Here is an 18,430-nt window from a genome sequence, read left to right on the forward strand (position 1 = left end):
CGTGGTTAAAATGTCAGCAAACAGACTGGGGGTTTAAGAGCGAGTCGAGTGTGTCTCAGGCTCGAAAGGGAAAAAAATAAGTTCGATACCTTGTTCGTTAATCACAAATGCGGAGCCTTCATGGTGCCATGCTCCCAATACACCACGATAGCAGCACTTATCACCAACCTTCACTTCATGAATAGCAGGACGATGTGTATGCCCATGGATCATCCAATCAGCTTGGTAATTTGTTAAGGCGTTAATCACCGCTTGTGGGTTGACATCCATGATTGATTCGGCCTTCATACTGCTGGCGTATTGGCTGTTTTGGCGCATTTTTTCTGCTATCCGTCGGCGAATAAACAGCGGTAGGGCTAAAAATAGGCGTTGGATCCAAGGCGTATGCACTTTTTTACGGTAATTTTGATAAGCCTGATCATCAATACACAGTGTATCACCGTGTAAAATGAGTACGCGTTTACCATAAAGCTCCAGTAATGTTTCTTGGTTGAGTATAGTCATACCACATTGTTTGGCATAACGTTTCCCAAGTAAAAAGTCTCGATTACCATGGATAAAGTAGCAGGGAATGCCTCGCTCAGTGAGCATTGTTAGGGCATTGGCGACTTGCTGGTGGAGTGGGGTTTTATCGTCATCACCAATCCAGTAATTGAAAAAATCACCGAGTATATAGAGGCTATCGGCATGAATTGCTTGCTGATGAATAAAATTCATAAAACCGGCGGTGATCGCCGGTTCATCTTCACTCAAATGCAAATCTGCAATGATATAAGTGGACATATTGTTGAGTCGAATTATTCGCTAACAGTCACTTTTTCGATCACAACATCTTCGCGAGGAACGTCTTGGTGGAAACCGCTGTTTCCTGTTGCAACGCCTTTGATTTTGTCAACAACGTCCATGCCTTCTACAACTTCAGCAAAGACACAATAGCCCCAGCCTTCAGGACGTTCTGAACGGAAGTTAAGGAAGTCGTTGTCAACAACGTTAATGAAGAACTGTGCTGTCGCTGAGTGAGGATCGTTGGTACGTGCCATAGCAAGAGTACCACGCGTATTTTTTAAGCCATTGTTAGCTTCGTTTTTGATTTGTGCTTTTGTTGCTTTTTGTTTCATGCCTGGCTCAAAGCCACCGCCTTGGATCATGAAACCGTCAATGACTCGATGGAAAATGGTATTATTGTAAAAACCTTCACGGCAATAGCTTAAAAAGTTTTCGACAGTAACAGGGGCTTTATCGTCAAAAGTCTTAATAACAATATCACCGTGATTGGTATGAAAAGTAACCATAATAGCTATCCTGAATAATTGTTTTATTGCGCCTTCTTATGAAGGCGTTGTTGTCAGAAAGTTTATATCACAGATGAAACCTGACTTGAAGTCACAGTCTGGTTTGTAAAAGCAGCGAGTGATAAAAATAGACAGGTAAACACTATGGTTAAACCTTGCATTATTGCAATGTTCAGGTTTCAATATCACTCTATTTAACAGGTTGATACCTTATTATTGAGATACCCCTTATAGCTTGAGCGAGTAATACGCTAAATAATTCAAGGTGTAACAGGGCGGCAACAGACTAGTCGGCTAGGCATAGGCAATATGTATGGCTAGCGTTAAAGGCAGTCGCCGTTTGTGTTGCGGCTTGAATCAAGGTAAGCCAGTAAGGAAAAACACGTACACATTAAACGGAATAGTTCAGATGCTACAGATTTTTAATACACTGAGTCGTCAAAAAGAAGAGTTTAAACCCATTCATCCAGGGAAAATAGGGATGTACGTGTGTGGTATCACCATTTATGACTTGTGTCATATTGGTCATGGTCGAACCTTCGTCGCTTTCGATGCGATTAGCCGCTACTTGCGCTATTTGGGATATGACCTGAATTATGTGCGTAATGTAACAGATATTGACGATAAAATTATCAAACGTGCGGCTGAAAATAATGAAACCGTCGATTCGCTGACAACACGGATGTTAGCTGAGATGCATAAAGATTTTGATGCATTAAATATTTTACGCCCAGACAGTGAGCCGCGAGCCACCCAGCATATTGATGAAATTATCGAAATCACCGATCTGCTTATTAAACGAGGTCACGCTTATGTGGCAGATAACGGTGACGTGATGTTTGAAGTCAAAACGGATAAAAATTATGGTCAATTGTCTCGTCAAGACCTAGAGCAGCTGCAAGCTGGGGCACGCGTTGAAGTTGCTGATTCAAAACGTAATCCGATGGACTTCGTTCTTTGGAAAATGTCAAAAGAAGGCGAGCCTAGCTGGGAATCACCATGGGGGTTAGGTCGCCCAGGTTGGCACATTGAATGTTCCGCGATGAATAGCAAAGCATTGGGTAACCATTTTGATATTCACGGCGGTGGTTCGGATTTGATGTTCCCACATCATGAAAACGAAATTGCGCAATCATCTTGTGCTCACGATGGTCCTTATGTGAATTATTGGATGCACTCAGGAATGGTGATGGTTGATCGTGAAAAAATGTCTAAGTCACTGAATAATTTCTTTACTATCCGTGATGTGCTTGAGTATTACGACCCTGAAACAGTGCGCTATTTCTTGCTATCTGGTCATTATCGTAGCCAACTTAATTACACTGAAGAGAATTTGAAACAAGCACGTACAGCCTTAGAACGTTTATATACTGCCTTACGTGGTACTGATAAATCAGTCGCCCCAGCGGGTGGTGAAGTCTTTAAAAAACGTTTTGAAGATGCCATGAATGATGACTTCAATACACCTGAAGCTTATTCCGTACTGTTTGATATGGCGCGTGAAATCAACCGACTGAAGTCAGAAAATAAGGTTGCAGCCAATGAATTGGCCTCTGAGTTACGTAAATTAGCGGGTGTGCTTGGTTTACTTGAGCAAGACCCGGAAGCCTTTTTGCAAGGTAATGCTCAAGGTGAAGGCGACGAAGAAGTGGCTAAAATTGAAGCGTTAATTAAACAGCGTAATGATGCTCGTAAAAATAAAGAGTGGGCATTGGCTGATGCAGCCCGTGATGAACTGACGGCAATGGGAATTGTATTAGAAGATGGTGCTCAAGGAACAACTTGGCGCCGTAAATAGTCTTATCTTTATTTAAAATCAACCCGTTAAAATTTGAGTAGATAGCACTCAATCATTTTAACGGGTTTTATTATATCTATCGATATTCAACAGCTAGCCCTATTATTAGCGCAATAAGTCAAATTTTTATCGATTCAGCTTAATAGATTAGCTGAATTAAACTTTATGCGGTATCACATATTAATTATCTTTATATTTATAAAATAGAGATAGAAAAAAACAGCGTTATTTTGGGAGTAAACGCAAGACTGGCCTTTTTACGACTATCATAATAAGTGTATTTTGAATAAGTTGTATTTTATAATAATTAATTATTTTTAACTTTTTTAATAAATAACAGTTATTGTCATCTAATGGTAATAAGTATTAACACCTAATTGAAATAAAAAACTACCAATGGAATCTAATATAAATTTATATTCTAATTTTGAGTTTAATATTTAATCGTTATGGATTTTGTTGCTTGTTTTTTCGCTTTAAGTGTTTTTACTATATTATTTTAAATAAAAACTTAGATTTATATAAAGGTAAAAATAATATAATGACGTGATATTTTTCAATTATTAAAATTGTAGGTATTTACATACTTTTATTTTTATCTATTATTCTGATGAGTAGGAATAAACTCCTATTCTTGTTTTAAATTGATTTTTTATTTCTTTATTTTGTATTTGTTGTGGGGTCTATTTAGGCTCTATTAATCACTACTTGTTCATGAGGTATATCATGGCTTTTAAAACTAAGTTAATTACAGCGATGTTATTTACCGGTGTCAGCCTAGGTGCTGTTGCTGGTAGTAATAGTGACAATATTACACTTAATGGTGTAATTACGGCGGTAACTTGTAATGTGACTGCTAATGGTGGTAATTCAGTATTTTATGTAGGTAAATTTGCTCAAGATACCTTTAGTCCAAATGTACAAAACGGTGATACTCCACTTGTCGTACAATTAGATGCGTGTGACAAGGCATCCGATAAAGGTGCACTGTATGTACAAGGCACAACGGCTACTTCAAATACTGCAAAAAATATCTTCATTGGTGAAAGTTCAACCGTTGGCTTTATGCTGCAAGAAGAGGGTAAAACCGATCAAGTTGTTGCAAACAAAGCAATTCCTGTGACTGTTTCTGATACTGCACCAATAACGTATACCTTCAAAGTTGGTATGGGTACAACGGATGCCTCGCCTGCTGTTGGTGCCTATTCAGCGCCAATTATTATTTCTTACGCATCTGAGTAATTAATAATATTTGAAGCGCAGAGCCCTGCGCTTCATTTTATCGTTTAAGGTGAATTATTAGGATAGGGAAATGATAGTAAAAGTATTTAGAGTTATCGGAACCATATTATTATTACTGAGTACAACTTCAGCAATGGCGGGGATCGTGCTGCATGGAACTCGTATAATTTATAATGAAAGTCAGGATAATGTAGGGGCTAATATTACTATCAAAAGTGAAGATAATTCGAATACTCCTTATTTAGTTCGTACGCAAATTTACCGTGATGTACAGGGGCAAATAGCGCAAAATAATTTTATCACCACACCTTCAATGTTCCGTTTAGAACCGAGTGACTTGAATCAAGTTAAAATTCTAAAAGTTAAAAATGACTTACCTAAAGATCGTGAGTCTATTTTTTATTTTAGAGCAATAGCGTTACCTGCAACGGATAGGTTAGATAATAACTCTACCCCCAAATTAGCAGGCTCATTGCAAATCGCAACGGGAAACACAATAAAATTATTCTATAGACCTGTTCAGTTTTCTGTCAGCCAAAAAGAGGCAATGGGCTTATTGAAGTTCTCTTTGCAAAATAATGGCTTAAAGGTGACCAATCCGACACCTTATTATATTACGCTCAGTGAAATCAAAGTGGGCAATAAGCTCGCTAAGCTGGAGCCTAAATTAGGTAATACCATGATTTCGCCTTTTAGTGACATGCTGTATCAAGATATTCACCAAAAAGGCAAAGTACAGTGGAGCGCAATCAATGACTTTGGCGGAAAGGATCAATTCGATGGTTGGGTTCAATAAGTCTTCCTCGATCTTTTTTGTGCTGATGCTAACTAACATTGGCCAATTATATGCGGTAGGTACTGCAGAAGTTGATCTGTCGGCTTCCTTAGTCGATGGTAGTTGTTCCATTGAATTATCAGATAAGGCGCTACATTTTAAGCCTTATTCGGTTGCTAGTTTCCCAACAGCAAAAACAACAGTTGAAATTCAACCTATTTCAGCAAAAGTGACCTGTGAAGGGGGAAATACCACACCGTTATTAACATTAAAAGGCATAACGCCTTATAGCGGTAATAATCAAGTTTTTTTAGACAGTACGCCTAATGGCACAGGGTTTATGATCCAGCATGGTAAAAAAGAGCTTGGATTAAATGATTTCTATAATGGTGACGCGCTAGAAAATCAAGGAAAACAGGTGGCTTTAACACCGCTAAATTCATCGAACCAATTTTCAAGTACCGAGTATTTTGGGATTGGGCTTGTAAGCGTGGATAACACAGTTACCCCTGATTTTTTAAAAGCCAATATTACATTTACCGTTCTTTTTCAGTGAAAAGTAAGGGGCCACTGTGCAGAATTTTTTTACATTGTATAAGAAATTAAAGCGGGTGACGCAAATTAGCTTGATGATACTGACATTGAGTTATTTACCCTTAGCAAAGGCTGCACCAGTTCAAATAAATTTTTCAGCTGAATACTTTCAAGGCACATGTGAAATTAGCGTTAGTCATCCAGTTATTGCGTTTAATAATGGCGCTAATATTTCGACCTCTCAGGTTAAAAATGGTACAGCTAAACAAGAAAAATTTACCTTAGACTTTATTGATTGTGATAGTAAAGGGTTAACACACTATACGCCGAAAATTAAAGTTACGGGGGAAAGCAAAACCCTTGGTGGGCGTCATCTATATGTGAACTCAGCAAGCTCAACTACTAAAGGGTATGGTTTTTTACTTAGTACTGAAGGAAATACTTATTTCAAGAAAAATACTAATGTAGCCGAAACAGGATTAATTAATGCTAATTGGGTGGCAGAAAGTCCATTATCAATATTGAATAAAACCAAAATACCATTTACGGCAACAATTTCATGCGGGAATTGTAGTGGCGAATTACAAGCTGGGAAATTACACAGCACCGTAACTTTTCAATTTCTTTATGACTGAAAACGATGATGAAATATTTCTTAGCTTTATTAACATTATTGCTTAGTTCTCTATTTAATAGCGCTATTGCGGATGGCGGTGTGTTATTGAATCAAACGCGTGTGATCTTTTTAGAGACCGATAAAAACACAAAAGCAACGATTCAAAATCGTAGCAATAATACCTATTTAATTAAAGTTAATGCACTTATTTCACCTGATAGCTTAGAAAAGGCTCCCTTTTTAGTAAATCCACCATTATTTAGAATGGAGCCACAAAGTCAAAATACGGTAGTGATTGTTCCTAATCAGATAAAGCATCTACCTAAAGATAGGGAATCGGTTTTCTATTTAAGCTTTTTAGCAATACCGAGTATACCTAAGGAAGGATTAAGTGAGGAGAGTGATAATTACTCACAAGTTTCTTTTGGTTTACAAATGGTGATTAAACTATTTTATCGCCCTGAAAGTATTATCAAGGGTGTAAATTCGTCAGCATCACAACTCACTTTTCAACAAAAAGTAAATGTTTTAGTTGTAAATAACCCAACAGCCTATTTTCAGACCTTTTCTTCGTTAAAGGTGAATGGACAACAAATTGATAATCAAAATAATGGAATGATGGTTGCACCGTTTTCGGAAATAAAATATCACATCAACCAAAATGCTAAAGAGGTAACTTGGCGAGTTGTTAATGATTTTGGTGGAGAAAGCCGAGAGTATCATTATTTAATGAGTCATACGGAGAAAAAATAATGAGACGCTCATCATGGTTTACTTTGTTTATTTTTCATTGCTTCTGGTTATTTTCTCTTTCATCTTATGGGCAAAATATGGTGAAGCATGATGGCATTGCCATGCAATCGACAAGGGTCATTTATCCAGAGTCTGCGAAAAAAGGTGTACCCTTTAAAGTGACTAATTACAGTAATATGGCTTATTTATTGCAATCTCAAGTTGTAAACCCAAATGATGATGGACTTAATAAGCCTGATTTTATTGTTTTGCCGCCATTAGAAAAAATAAATGAAAAAGACGCGGTCGTATTAATGATTAAATCAATTAATCATAAAATGCCGCAAGATCGTGAGTCACTATTTATTCTTAACATTAAGGCGATACCTAATCAGAAAAAAGAAACAGGCCATACAGGAAAGTCACAAATGATTATTGCGACACAGAATCATTTAAAACTTTTTTATCGCCCAAGTGGTTTACCCAAATATGGTACTGATGAAATATCAAAAAAATTAGTTTTTTCTCGTGATAAGGACTCTTTGATTGTTAAAAATCCAACACCTTATTATGTCACTTTTTATTCAATAAAAGTGGGCAATCAAGATGTTGACTCTTTATCTCTATTTGAAATGGTTCCACCTATGGGGCAACAGCGGTATCCATTACCTGAGAATATTAAAGGTGAGCTTGAATGGAGTTTAATTGACCAAGATGGTGGAGTAACACAGCAATATACGCGTTTATTGTAATTATTTCAGAACTCGTTATTGAAATGAATATAAGTAAAAAAGAGCACTTACTGCTTTAGGCTTAATTTTGCTATTGATAAGTCAATGGATATAAATATGAATAGAAATAAGCACACACTACCTGCTTGCGTAAGTCCAGCTAAGTTTACATGGCATCCTATTGCGTTGTGCTTGATGTTAAGCATTCACTCCGCTACCGCAGAAGATTATTTTGATCCTGCTTTTTTACAAGCAATGGGAGAAACCGATCAAGTTGATTTATCCGTGTATTCTAAAAAAGGGAGTATTGCTCCGGGTGAATATCTCGTTTCTGTTTATATTAATAAGGTCGGTATTGGGCAACTTCCAATTACATTTAAGGAAAATAAACAAGGCGTTGTTTCTCCAGTATTAACACCTGAGCTACTAGAAAAACATGGCGTTAATATTAAGCAACTTCCTACAACAAAGGATTTGCCGTTAGATTACCCGATTGATAATTTGCCGGCTTTGATCCCAGATGCATCAACACATTTTGATATTTCTATTCTAGAACTTGAAATCAGTATTCCGCAGATAGCAATGAAATCGAGCCATACTGAGGTACTCGATCCTGACTTATTGGATTATGGGATCCCGGCACTTATTGCGAATTATAATTTAAGTTATGGGCATACTGAAAATAGTTCACGGTATAGCTCAGATAGAAAAACCGATAACTTCTTTGCAACAGTAAGAGCTGGTTTGAACGCGGGGGCATGGCGTTTACGGAGCACGATCACCCATAGCCAAATAAAAACGGATGGTGGTGATAACCAAGATAATAACCAGCACTATACCCGTTTTACGAATACATATTTATACCGCGAATTATTCCCACTGCGCTCTGTGCTGTTAGTTGGTGAAAATAATACGGGGAGTGATGTTTTTGATAGTGTTCCTTTTCGCGGTATAAAATTGAGTTCTAGCGAAGAGATGCTACCAAGCCAGCTACGGGGCTATGCTCCACCCATAGAAGGGGTTGCGAATAGTAATGCAAGGGTAACCGTTCGCCAAAATGGGAATATTATCTATGAAACCTATGTCGCTCCAGGTGCTTTTTACATCAATGATATTCAAGAAGCAGGGCTTTCAGGTGACTATGATGTCACTATCACTGAGGCAAATGGTACTGAACGGAAGTTCATTGTGCCTTACTCATCATTACCTGTCATGCTAAGGCCCGGTGGCTGGAAATATGAAGTTACGGTTGGACGTTATGACGGTAATGTGACGAATCAATCCCGCGAGGCCGATTTTTTATTAGGAACGGCTGTTTATGGGTTACCTTATGACACCACAGTTTATGGTGGTGTATTAGCTGCTGAAGATTACCAAGCTGCAAACGTAGGAACGGGTATTTCACTAGGCAACGTAGGTGCCATTTCTCTTGATATCACGGCTTCTGCTGCAAAATTAAATCACAACTCACGGAAAACGGGGCAGTCTTATCGCCTTCGTTACTCGAAAAGTATGATGAATACGGGAACCTCCGTAGATCTCACCGCATTACGTTATTCAACACGTAACTATTATAATTTTAGTGAATTTAACTCTGAAGGTTATCAGCTTGAAGACGGGGTTTACCCGTGGTCAATGCAAAGACGGCGTAGTAGTTTCCAAACTCAAGTCAGCCAGCGTATGGGAGAATGGGGAACAATTTACCTTCGAGCTACGCGTGATGATTATTGGGGAAGCTCTAGAACCCAAACTGGAGGTTCGATTGGCTACAGTAATAGCTATAAAGGGATAACTTATGGCAGTAACTTTACTATTGATAGGGTTAAAGATGATAACGGAAATTGGCCTGAGAATAGACAAATTTCCTTTAACATAAGTATTCCATTTAGTGTATTTGGTTATTCAGATTCCTTACAGTCTATTTATTCTACTAGCTACTATACACGCGATAACAATGGTAAATCGCAAATTCAAACTGGGATAAATGGTAGTTTGATGGATGGTGATTTTACCTATAGCGCTTCTCAAAGTTGGGAAAATAAAGATGGCGCTAATAGCAGTAATATTAATGCTGGTTATCAAGGAAGTAAGGGAAGTATTACCGCGGGGTATAGTTATAGTAGCCAGATGAAGACATTTAATATGAACGCAAATGGCGGCATGCTGCTCCATTCCGGCGGACTTACACTGACAAAAAATATGGGGGAATCAGTCGCATTAGTTTATTTACCGGATGCACCGAATGTCAGTATTAATAATGGTTCCTCTTACTCTGATTGGCGAGGTTATGGTATAGCTCCTTATCTTTCTGACTATAAGAGAAATAGTATCAGTATCGACCCAACAACATTACCTGATGATGTCGATGTTGCTCAAACAAATATCAATATTTATCCGAGTAAGGGCGCAGTTGTTCCGGTTAAATTTGCGACAAAACGAGGGTATCAAGTGTTAATGACGTTGATTAAGAATAATGTCAATGTGCCGTTTGGTGCGATAGCTAGCTTACAAAATACGTCAGATAGTTATAGCAGCATCGTTGGTGATTCAGGGCTGGTTTATTTAACAGGATTACCTGAAAAAGGAAAATTATTGGTTAAATGGGGGGAGTCTACAGAAAAACAATGTGAAGTTCGCTTCGATTTAGCCAATATCGAGTTAGAGGCAGACCAACCAATACGCCAAGTAACTTATACATGTACCCCTGTGAAATTATAAAATAGATTAAGGTATTTGCCTGACCATGAAATATTATTATTTTAAATATAAAACCATGATGAGTTCAGTGTTTAATAAATATATGACTAGCACAGTCATTGCCTTTGGTTTTATCCATCCAGTCGCGTTGGCTGCAAATTTTAATGCGATGCCTGGCCAAGAGATTATTTCACTTGGTAATGTGAACGCCGAAATAACCCTAACAAAAATTAGTGCCGTAAATTCATCTAGCGCGATTAGGGCCGATGGTTTTGGTATTAATACATCTTCTTCTAAGGTTGATTGCTTACCAAGCTCGTATGAAATGACGGTGGGTAAAATGAAAGGTTATAGGGTAGATCAGGACATAATTATTGGTTTTCGTAGTACAAATGCAACAGGGGTTGCGTCGGTTGGAGCAGGTGCGAGCACATCAGGACCTTTTCATGATGTTACTGTAAAAGGGGCGTGGGATAACTACGGTAATTATACACCGTCACCAGTACAAAATGCGTCGACCATGTGGTGTGGCTCTGCTTGGCCTGAAGCAACTCAGCATCAATGGAATACGAATAGGAAAAATAATAAGGCATCAATACGAGGGGAGTTATTTTTATATGTTGGTAATAATGCAAAGCCTGGCTCTTATACGTTACCGAGTCTTTATCTTATAAAATCAGCTTCATCGGGTGATTTGGTCTCCCATCTAATTTTTCCGAGCGGAACAGTGACGGTCAGTTATCCACCTTGTTCCATTTCAACGCCGACAGAAGTCTCATTTGATACGAGAAAAGGGCTTCCCGTTATCAATCCAACATCTTCAATTAGTGTGAATTGTGGTGCTAATGATGGGCGAGCTTTCCAAATTGCTATTTCAGGGCAGCCTGTTGCCCCATCAACTGCCGTCGGAAATCATGCAATTAGCTTACACTATAGTGATGGCACAATCGGGGGATTAGTGCGCGGCTATATTGGCAGTAATGCGGCAGCAGATGCAGTAGGCTGCGTGGATAGGACTTCAAGTATCCCTTTTTCCGTCAATAACCAAGGGTTAAATTTCATGCAAATAGGCGCACAAACCGCAAGCTCTTCACAATCTCAGCCGCTGGTGTGGTCGCTATGTCCTAATAAGACGGAAAAACCAGGGAAAGCAACCGGCGCAGCGCAGCTTGATATAATTTTCAAATAAAAATAAGTAAGATAAAAAAGTCCCCCATTGAAGGGGGAAAACAGAAGTATATTAATTGTTATCATAATCAAGTAGGAGTTGCTATTAGGTGTGGTTGTTGCACCTCTTACAAACTTGCTTTTCGATAATGGCACACAGTGCAGCAGAAAGGCAATATAGGTATAGGCGGTTATTATCACATTTCGAGACTAAATAATTCTTGGGCTATTAATTTCTTAAATTAATCATCTAGTTTAGGAAGAATAGTTTATTGGAATAGAGTGCAAATATTTCTCCTAATTCGGATGTCGGTCACAGATAAGTTATTCAGTTATAGCTCGTTGGTGGGGTATAGCTTACTCGCCTTCATTTTAAGATGAGATTGAGATGAGCCGACTCGGTGGTAAGTGAGAGAGAAAAGTATGTTAATAGAGAAAATGGCGGTAAAAGTAAGCTGATCTGCACATCAGCTTACTTGTTGGTATTTAGTCTTGAACTTTGATTTTTTGGTCGCCCATAGAAACTACTTTTCCTGCCGCGATTTTGCAACGCTTGCGAGTTTCTATTACGCCATCAACTTGCACTAAGCCTTCAGCGATCATGGCCTTAGCCATTGCCCCGCTTTCTGCCCATCCTTCTATTTTGAGCAAATCACACAGTTCTATGTGTGGGTGGCCTTCAAGCCTGAAAATATCCATGACAGCTCCTGATTTCATTAAATATCGTGATACTCTTCGCACGCTTGCAATGTATTTTGGATCAGTGTGGCTACCGTCATCGGGCCAACACCACCTGGTACAGGGGTGATCCAAGAGGCATATTTGGAGGCCTCATCAAAGTCTACATCACCGGTGACTTTACCATTTTCAAGGCGGTTGATGCCAACATCAATCACGATAGCACCCGGTTTAACCCATTCACCCGGAATAAAATTCGGTTTTCCTACTGCAACAACTAAAAGATCGGCATTGCGAACGTGTTGCTCAAGATCTTTTGTAAAACGGTGAGTCACGGTGGTTGTACAGCCAGCAAGTAGCAGCTCCAAGCTCATAGGGCGACCAACAATATTAGATGCACCAATGATAACGGCATTTAGCCCATAGGTGTTAATACCGTAGCGGTCGAGCAGGGTAACAATCCCTCTTGGTGTGCATGGGCGTAGACGTGGTGCGCGTTGGCATAAACGGCCGACATTATAAGGGTGAAACCCATCAACGTCTTTATCTGGGTGAATGCGCTCAATAACTTTAACGTTATCGATGCCCGCCGGCAGAGGTAACTGAACTAAGATGCCATCGATTTCAGTATCTTGGTTTAAATCATCGATCAGTTTTAGAAGCTCTGCTTCAGTTGTTGTATCAGGCAAATCATAAGAGCGAGATAGGAAACCCACTTCTTCACATGCACGGCGTTTGCTGCCGACATAAATTTGTGAAGCCGGGTTTGCACCGACTAAGATAACAGCAAGGCCTGGTGCGCGTTTGCCCTGTTCTATACGTTGTTGGACTTTTTGGGCAACTTCCTGCCGAATTGTCTGCGCAATCGTTTTCCCATCAATAATTTTTGCTAACATCTGTGACTTAATCCATATATGAGACTTGGGGATGTGCCTATTTTGTCAGAAGTTAGCGCCAATGTCAGTTCAATCTGTAACATAAAATGAGCAGATAGTTATTTTAGTAGAGAAAAGCCATTGACTCAGCGCGTAGCAACCGTATAATTCAACGCCATCAACCGTATAGGTTGCCGCATTTCTCTTATGCGCCCTTAGCTCAGCTGGATAGAGCAACGGCCTTCTAAGCCGTAGGTCACAGGTTCGAACCCTGTAGGGCGTACCATTTCGAAGTCAATGGACATCAACTGATGTCTTTTTTTATGCCTAAAATTCAGTGAATTAATTGAATTACTGTGAAAATAATCAGATAGCGTTATGCCATATTCAACCCGATAAGCTACAGCAAAATGGCTTTATCGAGCGTTTTAATGGTTCGTTTTGTCGTAATTTTTTGATTTGTTTATTTATTTGAATCGTTGAGCCAAGCTAGAGAGTTAGCGTGGTATTATCATCATTGATTCTTACCTTTTCTATCAACTAGTACAAAAAGGAACAAATGGTTTATAAATAAAACATATTCGATTTGACGTATGTGTTTTTTAGGTATAATTTAAAGAAAAGGCTAAAGAGGTACATATGGAACCATTACAACTGTTTAAAATTTTAGGCGACCAAACAAGGCTCGATATCGTGCTGCTTTTGAAAGCATCCGGTGAGCTATGTGTCTGTGATATCTATACGGCCTTAAATTTATCGCAACCGAAGACCTCTCGACATCTAGCAATGCTTAGAGAGGCGGGTCTTCTACTCGATTCAAAACATGGGAAATGGGTTCATTATCGGCTATCTCCGGCATTACTACCGTGGGTAAAAAGTATCATTGATGTCACCTATGCCACAGAGAAAAATAGAGTCGCAGATTTACTCAAAAGCTTAGAGAAAAAAGAGTCTGCTAATCGCTGTTCTATATAAAATTTTTTAAATTAACATATTCGAAAAATCATATATGAGGTTGAGACATGAAAAAACTCGAAGTATTTGATCCCGCGTTATGCTGTAGCACTGGCGTTTGTGGAACAGAAGTTGATCAAGCATTAGTGGACTTTGCAACAGATGCAGATTGGTTAAAAAAACAAGGAGCGAATGTAAAGCGTTTTAATTTAGCGCAAGAGCCTATGGCATTTGTTAACAACATAAAAGTAAAAACATTTCTGGAAACCGCTGGCGCCGAATCACTCCCACTCTTTATTCTTGATGGTGAGATTGTGCTGACAGGTCGATACCCTAAACGTCATGAGCTAGCAAGATGGTTTGGTATTCGCCTGAATATTGAGAAGGTGGAGACAGTTAAGTCGTGTTGCGGTAATGACAAAACATGTTGTTAACAGGGGCGATAAAATGAATTTTTTAGACAGCACACCTAATTATTTATTTTTCACTGGAAAAGGGGGGGTGGGTAAAACTTCTATTTCCTGTGCGACAGCAATCAAGTTGGCAGAGGAAGGGAAAAAAGTCTTACTGGTGAGTACGGATCCGGCTTCTAATGTTGGGCAGGTATTTTCTCAATCGATTGGCAACAATATTCAGCCAATAACATTGGTTCCAAACCTATTTGCCATTGAAATAGACCCTCAAGCTGCTGCCGAAGAATATCGAAATAAAATTATTAATCCAATCAAAGAAAGTTTACCTGAAGCGGTAATTCAAAGCATTACGGAGCAGCTATCAGGCGCCTGTACCACAGAGATTGCGGCTTTCGATGAATTTACTGGATTGTTAACCAATACCGAAATTACCCGTCAATTTGACCATATCATTTTTGATACCGCACCTACGGGGCATACCATCCGTTTATTACAACTCCCGAGCGCGTGGAGTGATTTTATTAGTGACAATCCTGACGGTGCGACATGTTTAGGCCCAATGTCTGGCCTTGAAAAACAACGTGAGCAGTACAGCATGGCAGTACAAGCGTTGAGTGATAACTCACTAACAAGGTTAGTATTGGTTGCACGTCCTCAGTCAGCCGCTTTGAGGGAGGTTGCGAGAACCTATAGTGAATTGTCTTCTCTGGGTATCAAAAATCAACAATTGATTATAAATGGTGTTTTCCCGGAAACGGCGATGACTGAAAATGATAAGTTATCCCATGCACTCTACTCTCGAGAGCAAGCCGCATTAAAGTCTCTGCCTGAGGCATTGCGTTCGTTACCCATTGATATTCTTTATTTACAAAATATCAATATGGTTGGTGTCGATGCATTGAAGCAGTTGTTATCGAATGACATGCCACAATTTTCAACCATTACTCCGACAAAACAACCTATTTCTTTACCCTCCTTGTCAGAACTGGTTGGGGAAATATCTCAGCAACAACATGGGCTGATTATGTTAATGGGCAAAGGCGGTGTTGGGAAAACAACGATTGCAGCATCAATAGCGGTTAAATTGGCAGAAAAAGGGCTTGATGTGCATCTGACTACATCAGATCCTGCTGCTCATGTTGAATCAACACTTGATGGTGTTTTACCCAATCTTCAAGTTAGCCGAATTGATCCCATCGCCGAAACTGAACGCTATCGTAATTATGTCTTAGAAACAAAAGGGAAAGATTTAGATGCAGAGGGGCGTGCATTACTTGAGGAAGATTTGCGCTCTCCATGTACTGAAGAAATTGCTGTGTTTCAGGCCTTTTCTCGCATCATTAGAGACGCAGGGAAACGTTTTGTCGTCATGGATACTGCACCGACTGGACATACATTATTACTTCTTGATGCAACAGGGGCATATCATAAAGAAATTGCTAAGAAAATGGGCAAAAAAGGCCACTTTTTGACCCCTATGATGCAATTACAAGATCCTGAACGCACCAAAGTCATTATTACGACACTCGCTGAAACAACGCCTGTGCTTGAGGCGGAAAACTTACAGAATGACTTAATACGGGCAGATATACATCCGTGGGCGTGGGTAATTAATAATAGCCTATCTATCACGGAAACTACCTCACCATTGTTACTTTCAAGGGCAGAGCAGGAAGTCGTTCAGATTGAAAAGGTGGCATCAACGTTAGCAAAACGTGTTGCTATCGTTCCTTTACTTGAGACTGAGCCTGTGGGGATATCCGCATTAAGTCAGCTCGCAGAATAAGTTTTATTTTTAGAAAATAAAAGGTGCACGAAAGCACCTTTTAAACGAGGTTGTTATGTTTATTGCCGCATTAATTTTTGTTCTAACGATTACGTTTGTTATATGGCAGCCCAAAGGATTGGGTATTGGCTGGAGTGCTACAGTAGGGGCTGTATTAGCACTGATCTTTGGTGTGATCAGTTTTCAAGACATTCCGATTGTTTGGAACATTGTTTGGAATGCCACCGCGACATTTGTTGCAGTGATTATTATTAGCCTACTTTTAGATGAAAGTGGTTTCTTTGAATGGGCGGCATTACATGTTGCCAAGTGGGGCGGTGGTAAAGGAAGGCTGTTATTCAGTTATATCGTATTGCTTGGTGCAACTGTTGCAGCCTTATTTGCCAATGATGGTGCGGCATTGATATTAACGCCCATTGTGATTGCGATGTTACTTGCACTTGGTTTCAACAAAGGCACGACGTTAGCGTTTGTCATGGCGGCGGGTTTTATTGCAGATACAGCGAGCTTACCGCTTATCGTTTCAAACCTCGTGAATATTGTTTCTGCGGACTTCTTTAATATTGGATTTACTGAATATGCCTCAATTATGGTGCCAGTGGATATCGCGGCGATTATTGCAACGTTAGTGATGCTGCATTGGTTTTTCCGTAAAGATATTCCTAAGCAATATGATATGACTAAATTGAGTGAGCCTGCTTTAGCCATTAAGGACATGACAACGTTTAAAGCAGGTTGGCTTGTATTGGTGCTGTTGCTCATCGGTTTCTTTGTCTTAGAACCATTAGGTATTCCTGTTAGCGCTATTGCTGCAATTGGCGCCTTAATTCTTTGGGTGATTGCAGCCAGAGGCCATACGATTAATACCAAAAAAGTCTTACGTGGTGCACCGTGGCAAATCGTCATTTTCTCTTTAGGTATGTACTTGGTGGTTTATGGCTTAAGAAATGCAGGGTTAACCGATTATCTTTCTGAAACGCTCAATTACCTTGCCGATAAAGGGTTATGGGTAGCAACTCTGGGAACTGGATTTATTACCGCATTTTTATCATCCATAATGAATAACATGCCAACGGTATTAATTGGTGCTCTATCCATTGAAGGGAGTGAAGCGTCAGGGGTAATTCAGCAAGCAATGGTTTATGCCAATGTAATTGGCGCAGATTTAGGTCCAAAAATTACACCAATTGGTAGCTTAGCAACATTGTTGTGGTTACATGTGTTATCACAAAAGAACATGACCATTACATGGGGATATTATTTTAAAACAGGGATTATCATGACGATCCCTGTGCTCATTGTCACACTCGTTGCTTTAGTGCTTCGACTTTCATTGTTAAATTAAGGATAACCCAATGAATGAGATCACCATCTACCACAACCCAAATTGTGGCACTTCACGCAATACTCTTGCAATGATCCGCAATAGTGGTATTGAGCCGGCGATTATTCATTATCTAGAAACACCACCCTCTAGAGATGTGTTAGTAAAACTTATTGCCGATATGAAAATCACGGTAAGGGCGTTATTACGAAAAAATGTCGAACCCTATGAACAATTAAATTTAGAACAAGATAGCTATACAGATGACCAACTCATTGATTTTATGTTGCAGTACCCGATACTGATTAATAGGCCGATTGTCGTCACTCCGCTAGGCGTAAAGTTGTGTCGGCCTTCTGAAGTCGTGTTAGATATATTACCTAATCAGCAACAAAATGAATTTATCAAAGAAGATGGTGAAGTTGTCGTTGATAAACAAGGGTGCAGAATAAAGTAAATGATGCTTTGAAATCATTGTTGTAGGTTAATGTTTATCAGCGACATTCTTTGTTGGAATAGACCAAATGCCCTTATGGCAAGTAAGGCAGTATTTTTGATTATTTGTAAAGTCGTCATGGCACGGTACACAAAACCAATCCATAACCTTTAAAATCGGTAAAACGGAATGAAATTACTGATTAAGTTTATACGTTGAATGAGTTAACAATAAGGGCCATTTTAATAGATACATTAAAATGGCCCTTATTGTAATAAGTTGATTAATCAAGCGAAGGTTAAAATGTCACTATTACTTTTGAAGAGATTGTTTTATCCGCAGCTTCTAATAAGGCTCTTTCTATCTCTTTTGATGTAAGA

The 18,430-nt window shown here is 39.3% G+C and carries 19 protein-coding genes, 1 tRNA gene and 1 pseudogene; 16 read left to right on the plus strand and 5 right to left on the minus strand.

Annotated features, from left to right (window positions below; translation table 11 throughout):
• Positions 1-33 precede the first annotated feature (33 nt).
• Both PSF11_RS08570 and ppiB read right to left on the minus strand, forming a co-directional pair.
• Positions 34-783 carry a UDP-2,3-diacylglucosamine diphosphatase gene (locus tag PSF11_RS08570; protein WP_036941271.1) on the minus strand — a complete coding sequence of 250 codons (750 nt, stop codon included), beginning with the start codon at positions 781-783 and terminating at the stop codon, positions 34-36.
• Between the two features lie 14 nt (positions 784-797).
• The gene (gene ppiB, locus PSF11_RS08575; protein ID WP_004922346.1) at positions 798-1,292 is read right to left on the minus strand and encodes a peptidylprolyl isomerase B; all 495 of its coding nucleotides are present in this window, start codon (positions 1,290-1,292) and stop codon (positions 798-800) included.
• A gap of 409 nt (positions 1,293-1,701) precedes the next feature.
• Between ppiB and cysS the strand changes: the two genes are divergently transcribed.
• The 9 genes from cysS (at position 1,702) to PSF11_RS08620 (ending at position 11,606) form a co-directional block, all read left to right on the plus strand.
• A complete protein-coding gene (gene cysS, locus PSF11_RS08580; RefSeq protein ID WP_036943984.1) occupies positions 1,702-3,090 on the plus strand; it encodes a cysteine--tRNA ligase in 1,389 nt (462 codons plus the stop codon).
• Positions 3,091-3,816: 726 nt separating this feature from the next.
• Complete coding sequence (locus tag PSF11_RS08585; protein ID WP_014656533.1) at positions 3,817-4,332, plus strand: fimbrial protein; 516 nt, start codon at positions 3,817-3,819, stop codon at positions 4,330-4,332.
• 70 nt (positions 4,333-4,402) lie between these two features.
• Positions 4,403-5,128, plus strand: coding sequence for a fimbrial biogenesis chaperone (locus PSF11_RS08590; protein ID WP_014656532.1), 726 nt, complete (start codon positions 4,403-4,405; stop codon positions 5,126-5,128).
• The gene (locus PSF11_RS08595; protein ID WP_004922332.1) at positions 5,112-5,663 is read left to right on the plus strand and encodes a fimbrial protein; all 552 of its coding nucleotides are present in this window, start codon (positions 5,112-5,114) and stop codon (positions 5,661-5,663) included. The genes PSF11_RS08590 and PSF11_RS08595 overlap by 17 nt, the downstream gene beginning before the upstream one ends.
• Positions 5,664-5,679: 16 nt before the next feature.
• Complete coding sequence (locus PSF11_RS08600) at positions 5,680-6,276, plus strand: fimbrial protein (RefSeq protein WP_014656531.1); 597 nt, start codon at positions 5,680-5,682, stop codon at positions 6,274-6,276.
• Positions 6,277-6,281: 5 nt separating this feature from the next.
• Positions 6,282-7,010 carry a fimbrial biogenesis chaperone gene (locus PSF11_RS08605; RefSeq protein ID WP_072502451.1) on the plus strand — a complete coding sequence of 243 codons (729 nt, stop codon included), beginning with the start codon at positions 6,282-6,284 and terminating at the stop codon, positions 7,008-7,010.
• On the plus strand, positions 7,010-7,741 hold the full coding sequence (locus PSF11_RS08610; RefSeq protein ID WP_042116748.1) for a fimbrial biogenesis chaperone: 732 nt from the start codon (positions 7,010-7,012) through the stop codon (positions 7,739-7,741). Before PSF11_RS08605 ends, PSF11_RS08610 begins: the two co-directional genes overlap by 1 nt.
• Positions 7,742-7,837: 96 nt before the next feature.
• Positions 7,838-10,438, plus strand: coding sequence for a fimbria/pilus outer membrane usher protein (locus PSF11_RS08615; RefSeq protein WP_014656528.1), 2,601 nt, complete (start codon positions 7,838-7,840; stop codon positions 10,436-10,438).
• An 82-nt stretch (positions 10,439-10,520) separates the two neighbouring features.
• Positions 10,521-11,606, plus strand: a complete 1,086-nt coding sequence (locus PSF11_RS08620; RefSeq protein WP_230088449.1) for a hypothetical protein — start codon at positions 10,521-10,523, stop codon at positions 11,604-11,606.
• Positions 11,607-12,070: 464 nt separating this feature from the next.
• Here the strand turns inward: PSF11_RS08620 and ybcJ are convergent, their stop codons facing one another.
• Positions 12,071-12,283 (minus strand): ribosome-associated protein YbcJ, encoded by a 213-nt coding sequence (gene ybcJ / locus PSF11_RS08625; RefSeq protein ID WP_014656527.1) that lies wholly within the window; start codon positions 12,281-12,283, stop codon positions 12,071-12,073.
• Between the two features lie 17 nt (positions 12,284-12,300).
• A complete protein-coding gene (gene folD, locus PSF11_RS08630) occupies positions 12,301-13,158 on the minus strand; it encodes a bifunctional methylenetetrahydrofolate dehydrogenase/methenyltetrahydrofolate cyclohydrolase FolD (protein ID WP_004922311.1) in 858 nt (285 codons plus the stop codon).
• A 188-nt stretch (positions 13,159-13,346) separates the two neighbouring features.
• On the opposite strand from folD, the gene PSF11_RS08635 reads away from it, so the two are divergent.
• From PSF11_RS08635 to arsC, 7 genes and pseudogenes are all read left to right on the plus strand, one after another.
• Positions 13,347-13,423: transfer RNA gene (locus PSF11_RS08635), tRNA-Arg, on the plus strand.
• Between the two features lie 60 nt (positions 13,424-13,483).
• A pseudogene (locus PSF11_RS08640) lies at positions 13,484-13,649 on the plus strand (integrase core domain-containing protein); the annotation flags it as partial.
• A gap of 127 nt (positions 13,650-13,776) precedes the next feature.
• Positions 13,777-14,112, plus strand: a complete 336-nt coding sequence (locus tag PSF11_RS08645; protein WP_004922304.1) for a metalloregulator ArsR/SmtB family transcription factor — start codon at positions 13,777-13,779, stop codon at positions 14,110-14,112.
• A 47-nt stretch (positions 14,113-14,159) separates the two neighbouring features.
• The gene (gene arsD / locus PSF11_RS08650; RefSeq protein ID WP_004922301.1) at positions 14,160-14,525 is read left to right on the plus strand and encodes an arsenite efflux transporter metallochaperone ArsD; all 366 of its coding nucleotides are present in this window, start codon (positions 14,160-14,162) and stop codon (positions 14,523-14,525) included.
• 13 nt (positions 14,526-14,538) lie between these two features.
• The gene (arsA, locus tag PSF11_RS08655) at positions 14,539-16,290 is read left to right on the plus strand and encodes an arsenical pump-driving ATPase (RefSeq protein WP_042116859.1); all 1,752 of its coding nucleotides are present in this window, start codon (positions 14,539-14,541) and stop codon (positions 16,288-16,290) included.
• 55 nt (positions 16,291-16,345) lie between these two features.
• On the plus strand, positions 16,346-17,635 hold the full coding sequence (locus tag PSF11_RS08660; protein WP_004922295.1) for an arsenic transporter: 1,290 nt from the start codon (positions 16,346-16,348) through the stop codon (positions 17,633-17,635).
• A gap of 10 nt (positions 17,636-17,645) precedes the next feature.
• Positions 17,646-18,071, plus strand: coding sequence for a glutaredoxin-dependent arsenate reductase (gene arsC, locus PSF11_RS08665; protein WP_014656469.1), 426 nt, complete (start codon positions 17,646-17,648; stop codon positions 18,069-18,071).
• Positions 18,072-18,098: 27 nt separating this feature from the next.
• Here arsC and PSF11_RS21300 read toward each other — a convergent pair whose 3' ends face one another.
• Positions 18,099-18,215, minus strand: coding sequence for a putative zinc ribbon protein (locus tag PSF11_RS21300; protein ID WP_115113469.1), 117 nt, complete (start codon positions 18,213-18,215; stop codon positions 18,099-18,101).
• Positions 18,216-18,430: the final 215 nt, after the last annotated feature.

The sequence above is a fragment of the Providencia sp. PROV119 genome, from assembly GCF_028482435.1.
Taxonomy (GTDB): Bacteria; Pseudomonadota; Gammaproteobacteria; order Enterobacterales; family Enterobacteriaceae; genus Providencia; species Providencia stuartii.

Bases quoted from the DNA above. Each gene is read 5' to 3' on its own strand.
- PSF11_RS08570 (WP_036941271.1), bottom strand. From the start codon at position 783: ATGTCCACTTATATCATTGCAGATTTGCATTTGAGTGAAGATGAACCG.
- ppiB (WP_004922346.1), bottom strand. From the start codon at position 1,292: ATGGTTACTTTTCATACCAATCACGGTGATATTGTTATTAAGACTTTT.
- cysS (WP_036943984.1), top strand. From the start codon at position 1,702: ATGCTACAGATTTTTAATACACTGAGTCGTCAAAAAGAAGAGTTTAAA.
- PSF11_RS08585 (WP_014656533.1), top strand. From the start codon at position 3,817: ATGGCTTTTAAAACTAAGTTAATTACAGCGATGTTATTTACCGGTGTC.
- PSF11_RS08590 (WP_014656532.1), top strand. From the start codon at position 4,403: ATGATAGTAAAAGTATTTAGAGTTATCGGAACCATATTATTATTACTG.
- PSF11_RS08595 (WP_004922332.1), top strand. From the start codon at position 5,112: ATGGTTGGGTTCAATAAGTCTTCCTCGATCTTTTTTGTGCTGATGCTA.
- PSF11_RS08605 (WP_072502451.1), top strand. From the start codon at position 6,282: ATGATGAAATATTTCTTAGCTTTATTAACATTATTGCTTAGTTCTCTA.
- PSF11_RS08610 (WP_042116748.1), top strand. From the start codon at position 7,010: ATGAGACGCTCATCATGGTTTACTTTGTTTATTTTTCATTGCTTCTGG.
- PSF11_RS08615 (WP_014656528.1), top strand. From the start codon at position 7,838: ATGAATAGAAATAAGCACACACTACCTGCTTGCGTAAGTCCAGCTAAG.
- PSF11_RS08620 (WP_230088449.1), top strand. From the start codon at position 10,521: ATGACTAGCACAGTCATTGCCTTTGGTTTTATCCATCCAGTCGCGTTG.
- ybcJ (WP_014656527.1), bottom strand. From the start codon at position 12,283: ATGGATATTTTCAGGCTTGAAGGCCACCCACACATAGAACTGTGTGAT.
- folD (WP_004922311.1), bottom strand. From the start codon at position 13,158: ATGTTAGCAAAAATTATTGATGGGAAAACGATTGCGCAGACAATTCGG.
- PSF11_RS08645 (WP_004922304.1), top strand. From the start codon at position 13,777: ATGGAACCATTACAACTGTTTAAAATTTTAGGCGACCAAACAAGGCTC.
- arsD (WP_004922301.1), top strand. From the start codon at position 14,160: ATGAAAAAACTCGAAGTATTTGATCCCGCGTTATGCTGTAGCACTGGC.
- arsA (WP_042116859.1), top strand. From the start codon at position 14,539: ATGAATTTTTTAGACAGCACACCTAATTATTTATTTTTCACTGGAAAA.
- PSF11_RS08660 (WP_004922295.1), top strand. From the start codon at position 16,346: ATGTTTATTGCCGCATTAATTTTTGTTCTAACGATTACGTTTGTTATA.
- arsC (WP_014656469.1), top strand. From the start codon at position 17,646: ATGAATGAGATCACCATCTACCACAACCCAAATTGTGGCACTTCACGC.
- PSF11_RS21300 (WP_115113469.1), bottom strand. From the start codon at position 18,215: ATGGATTGGTTTTGTGTACCGTGCCATGACGACTTTACAAATAATCAA.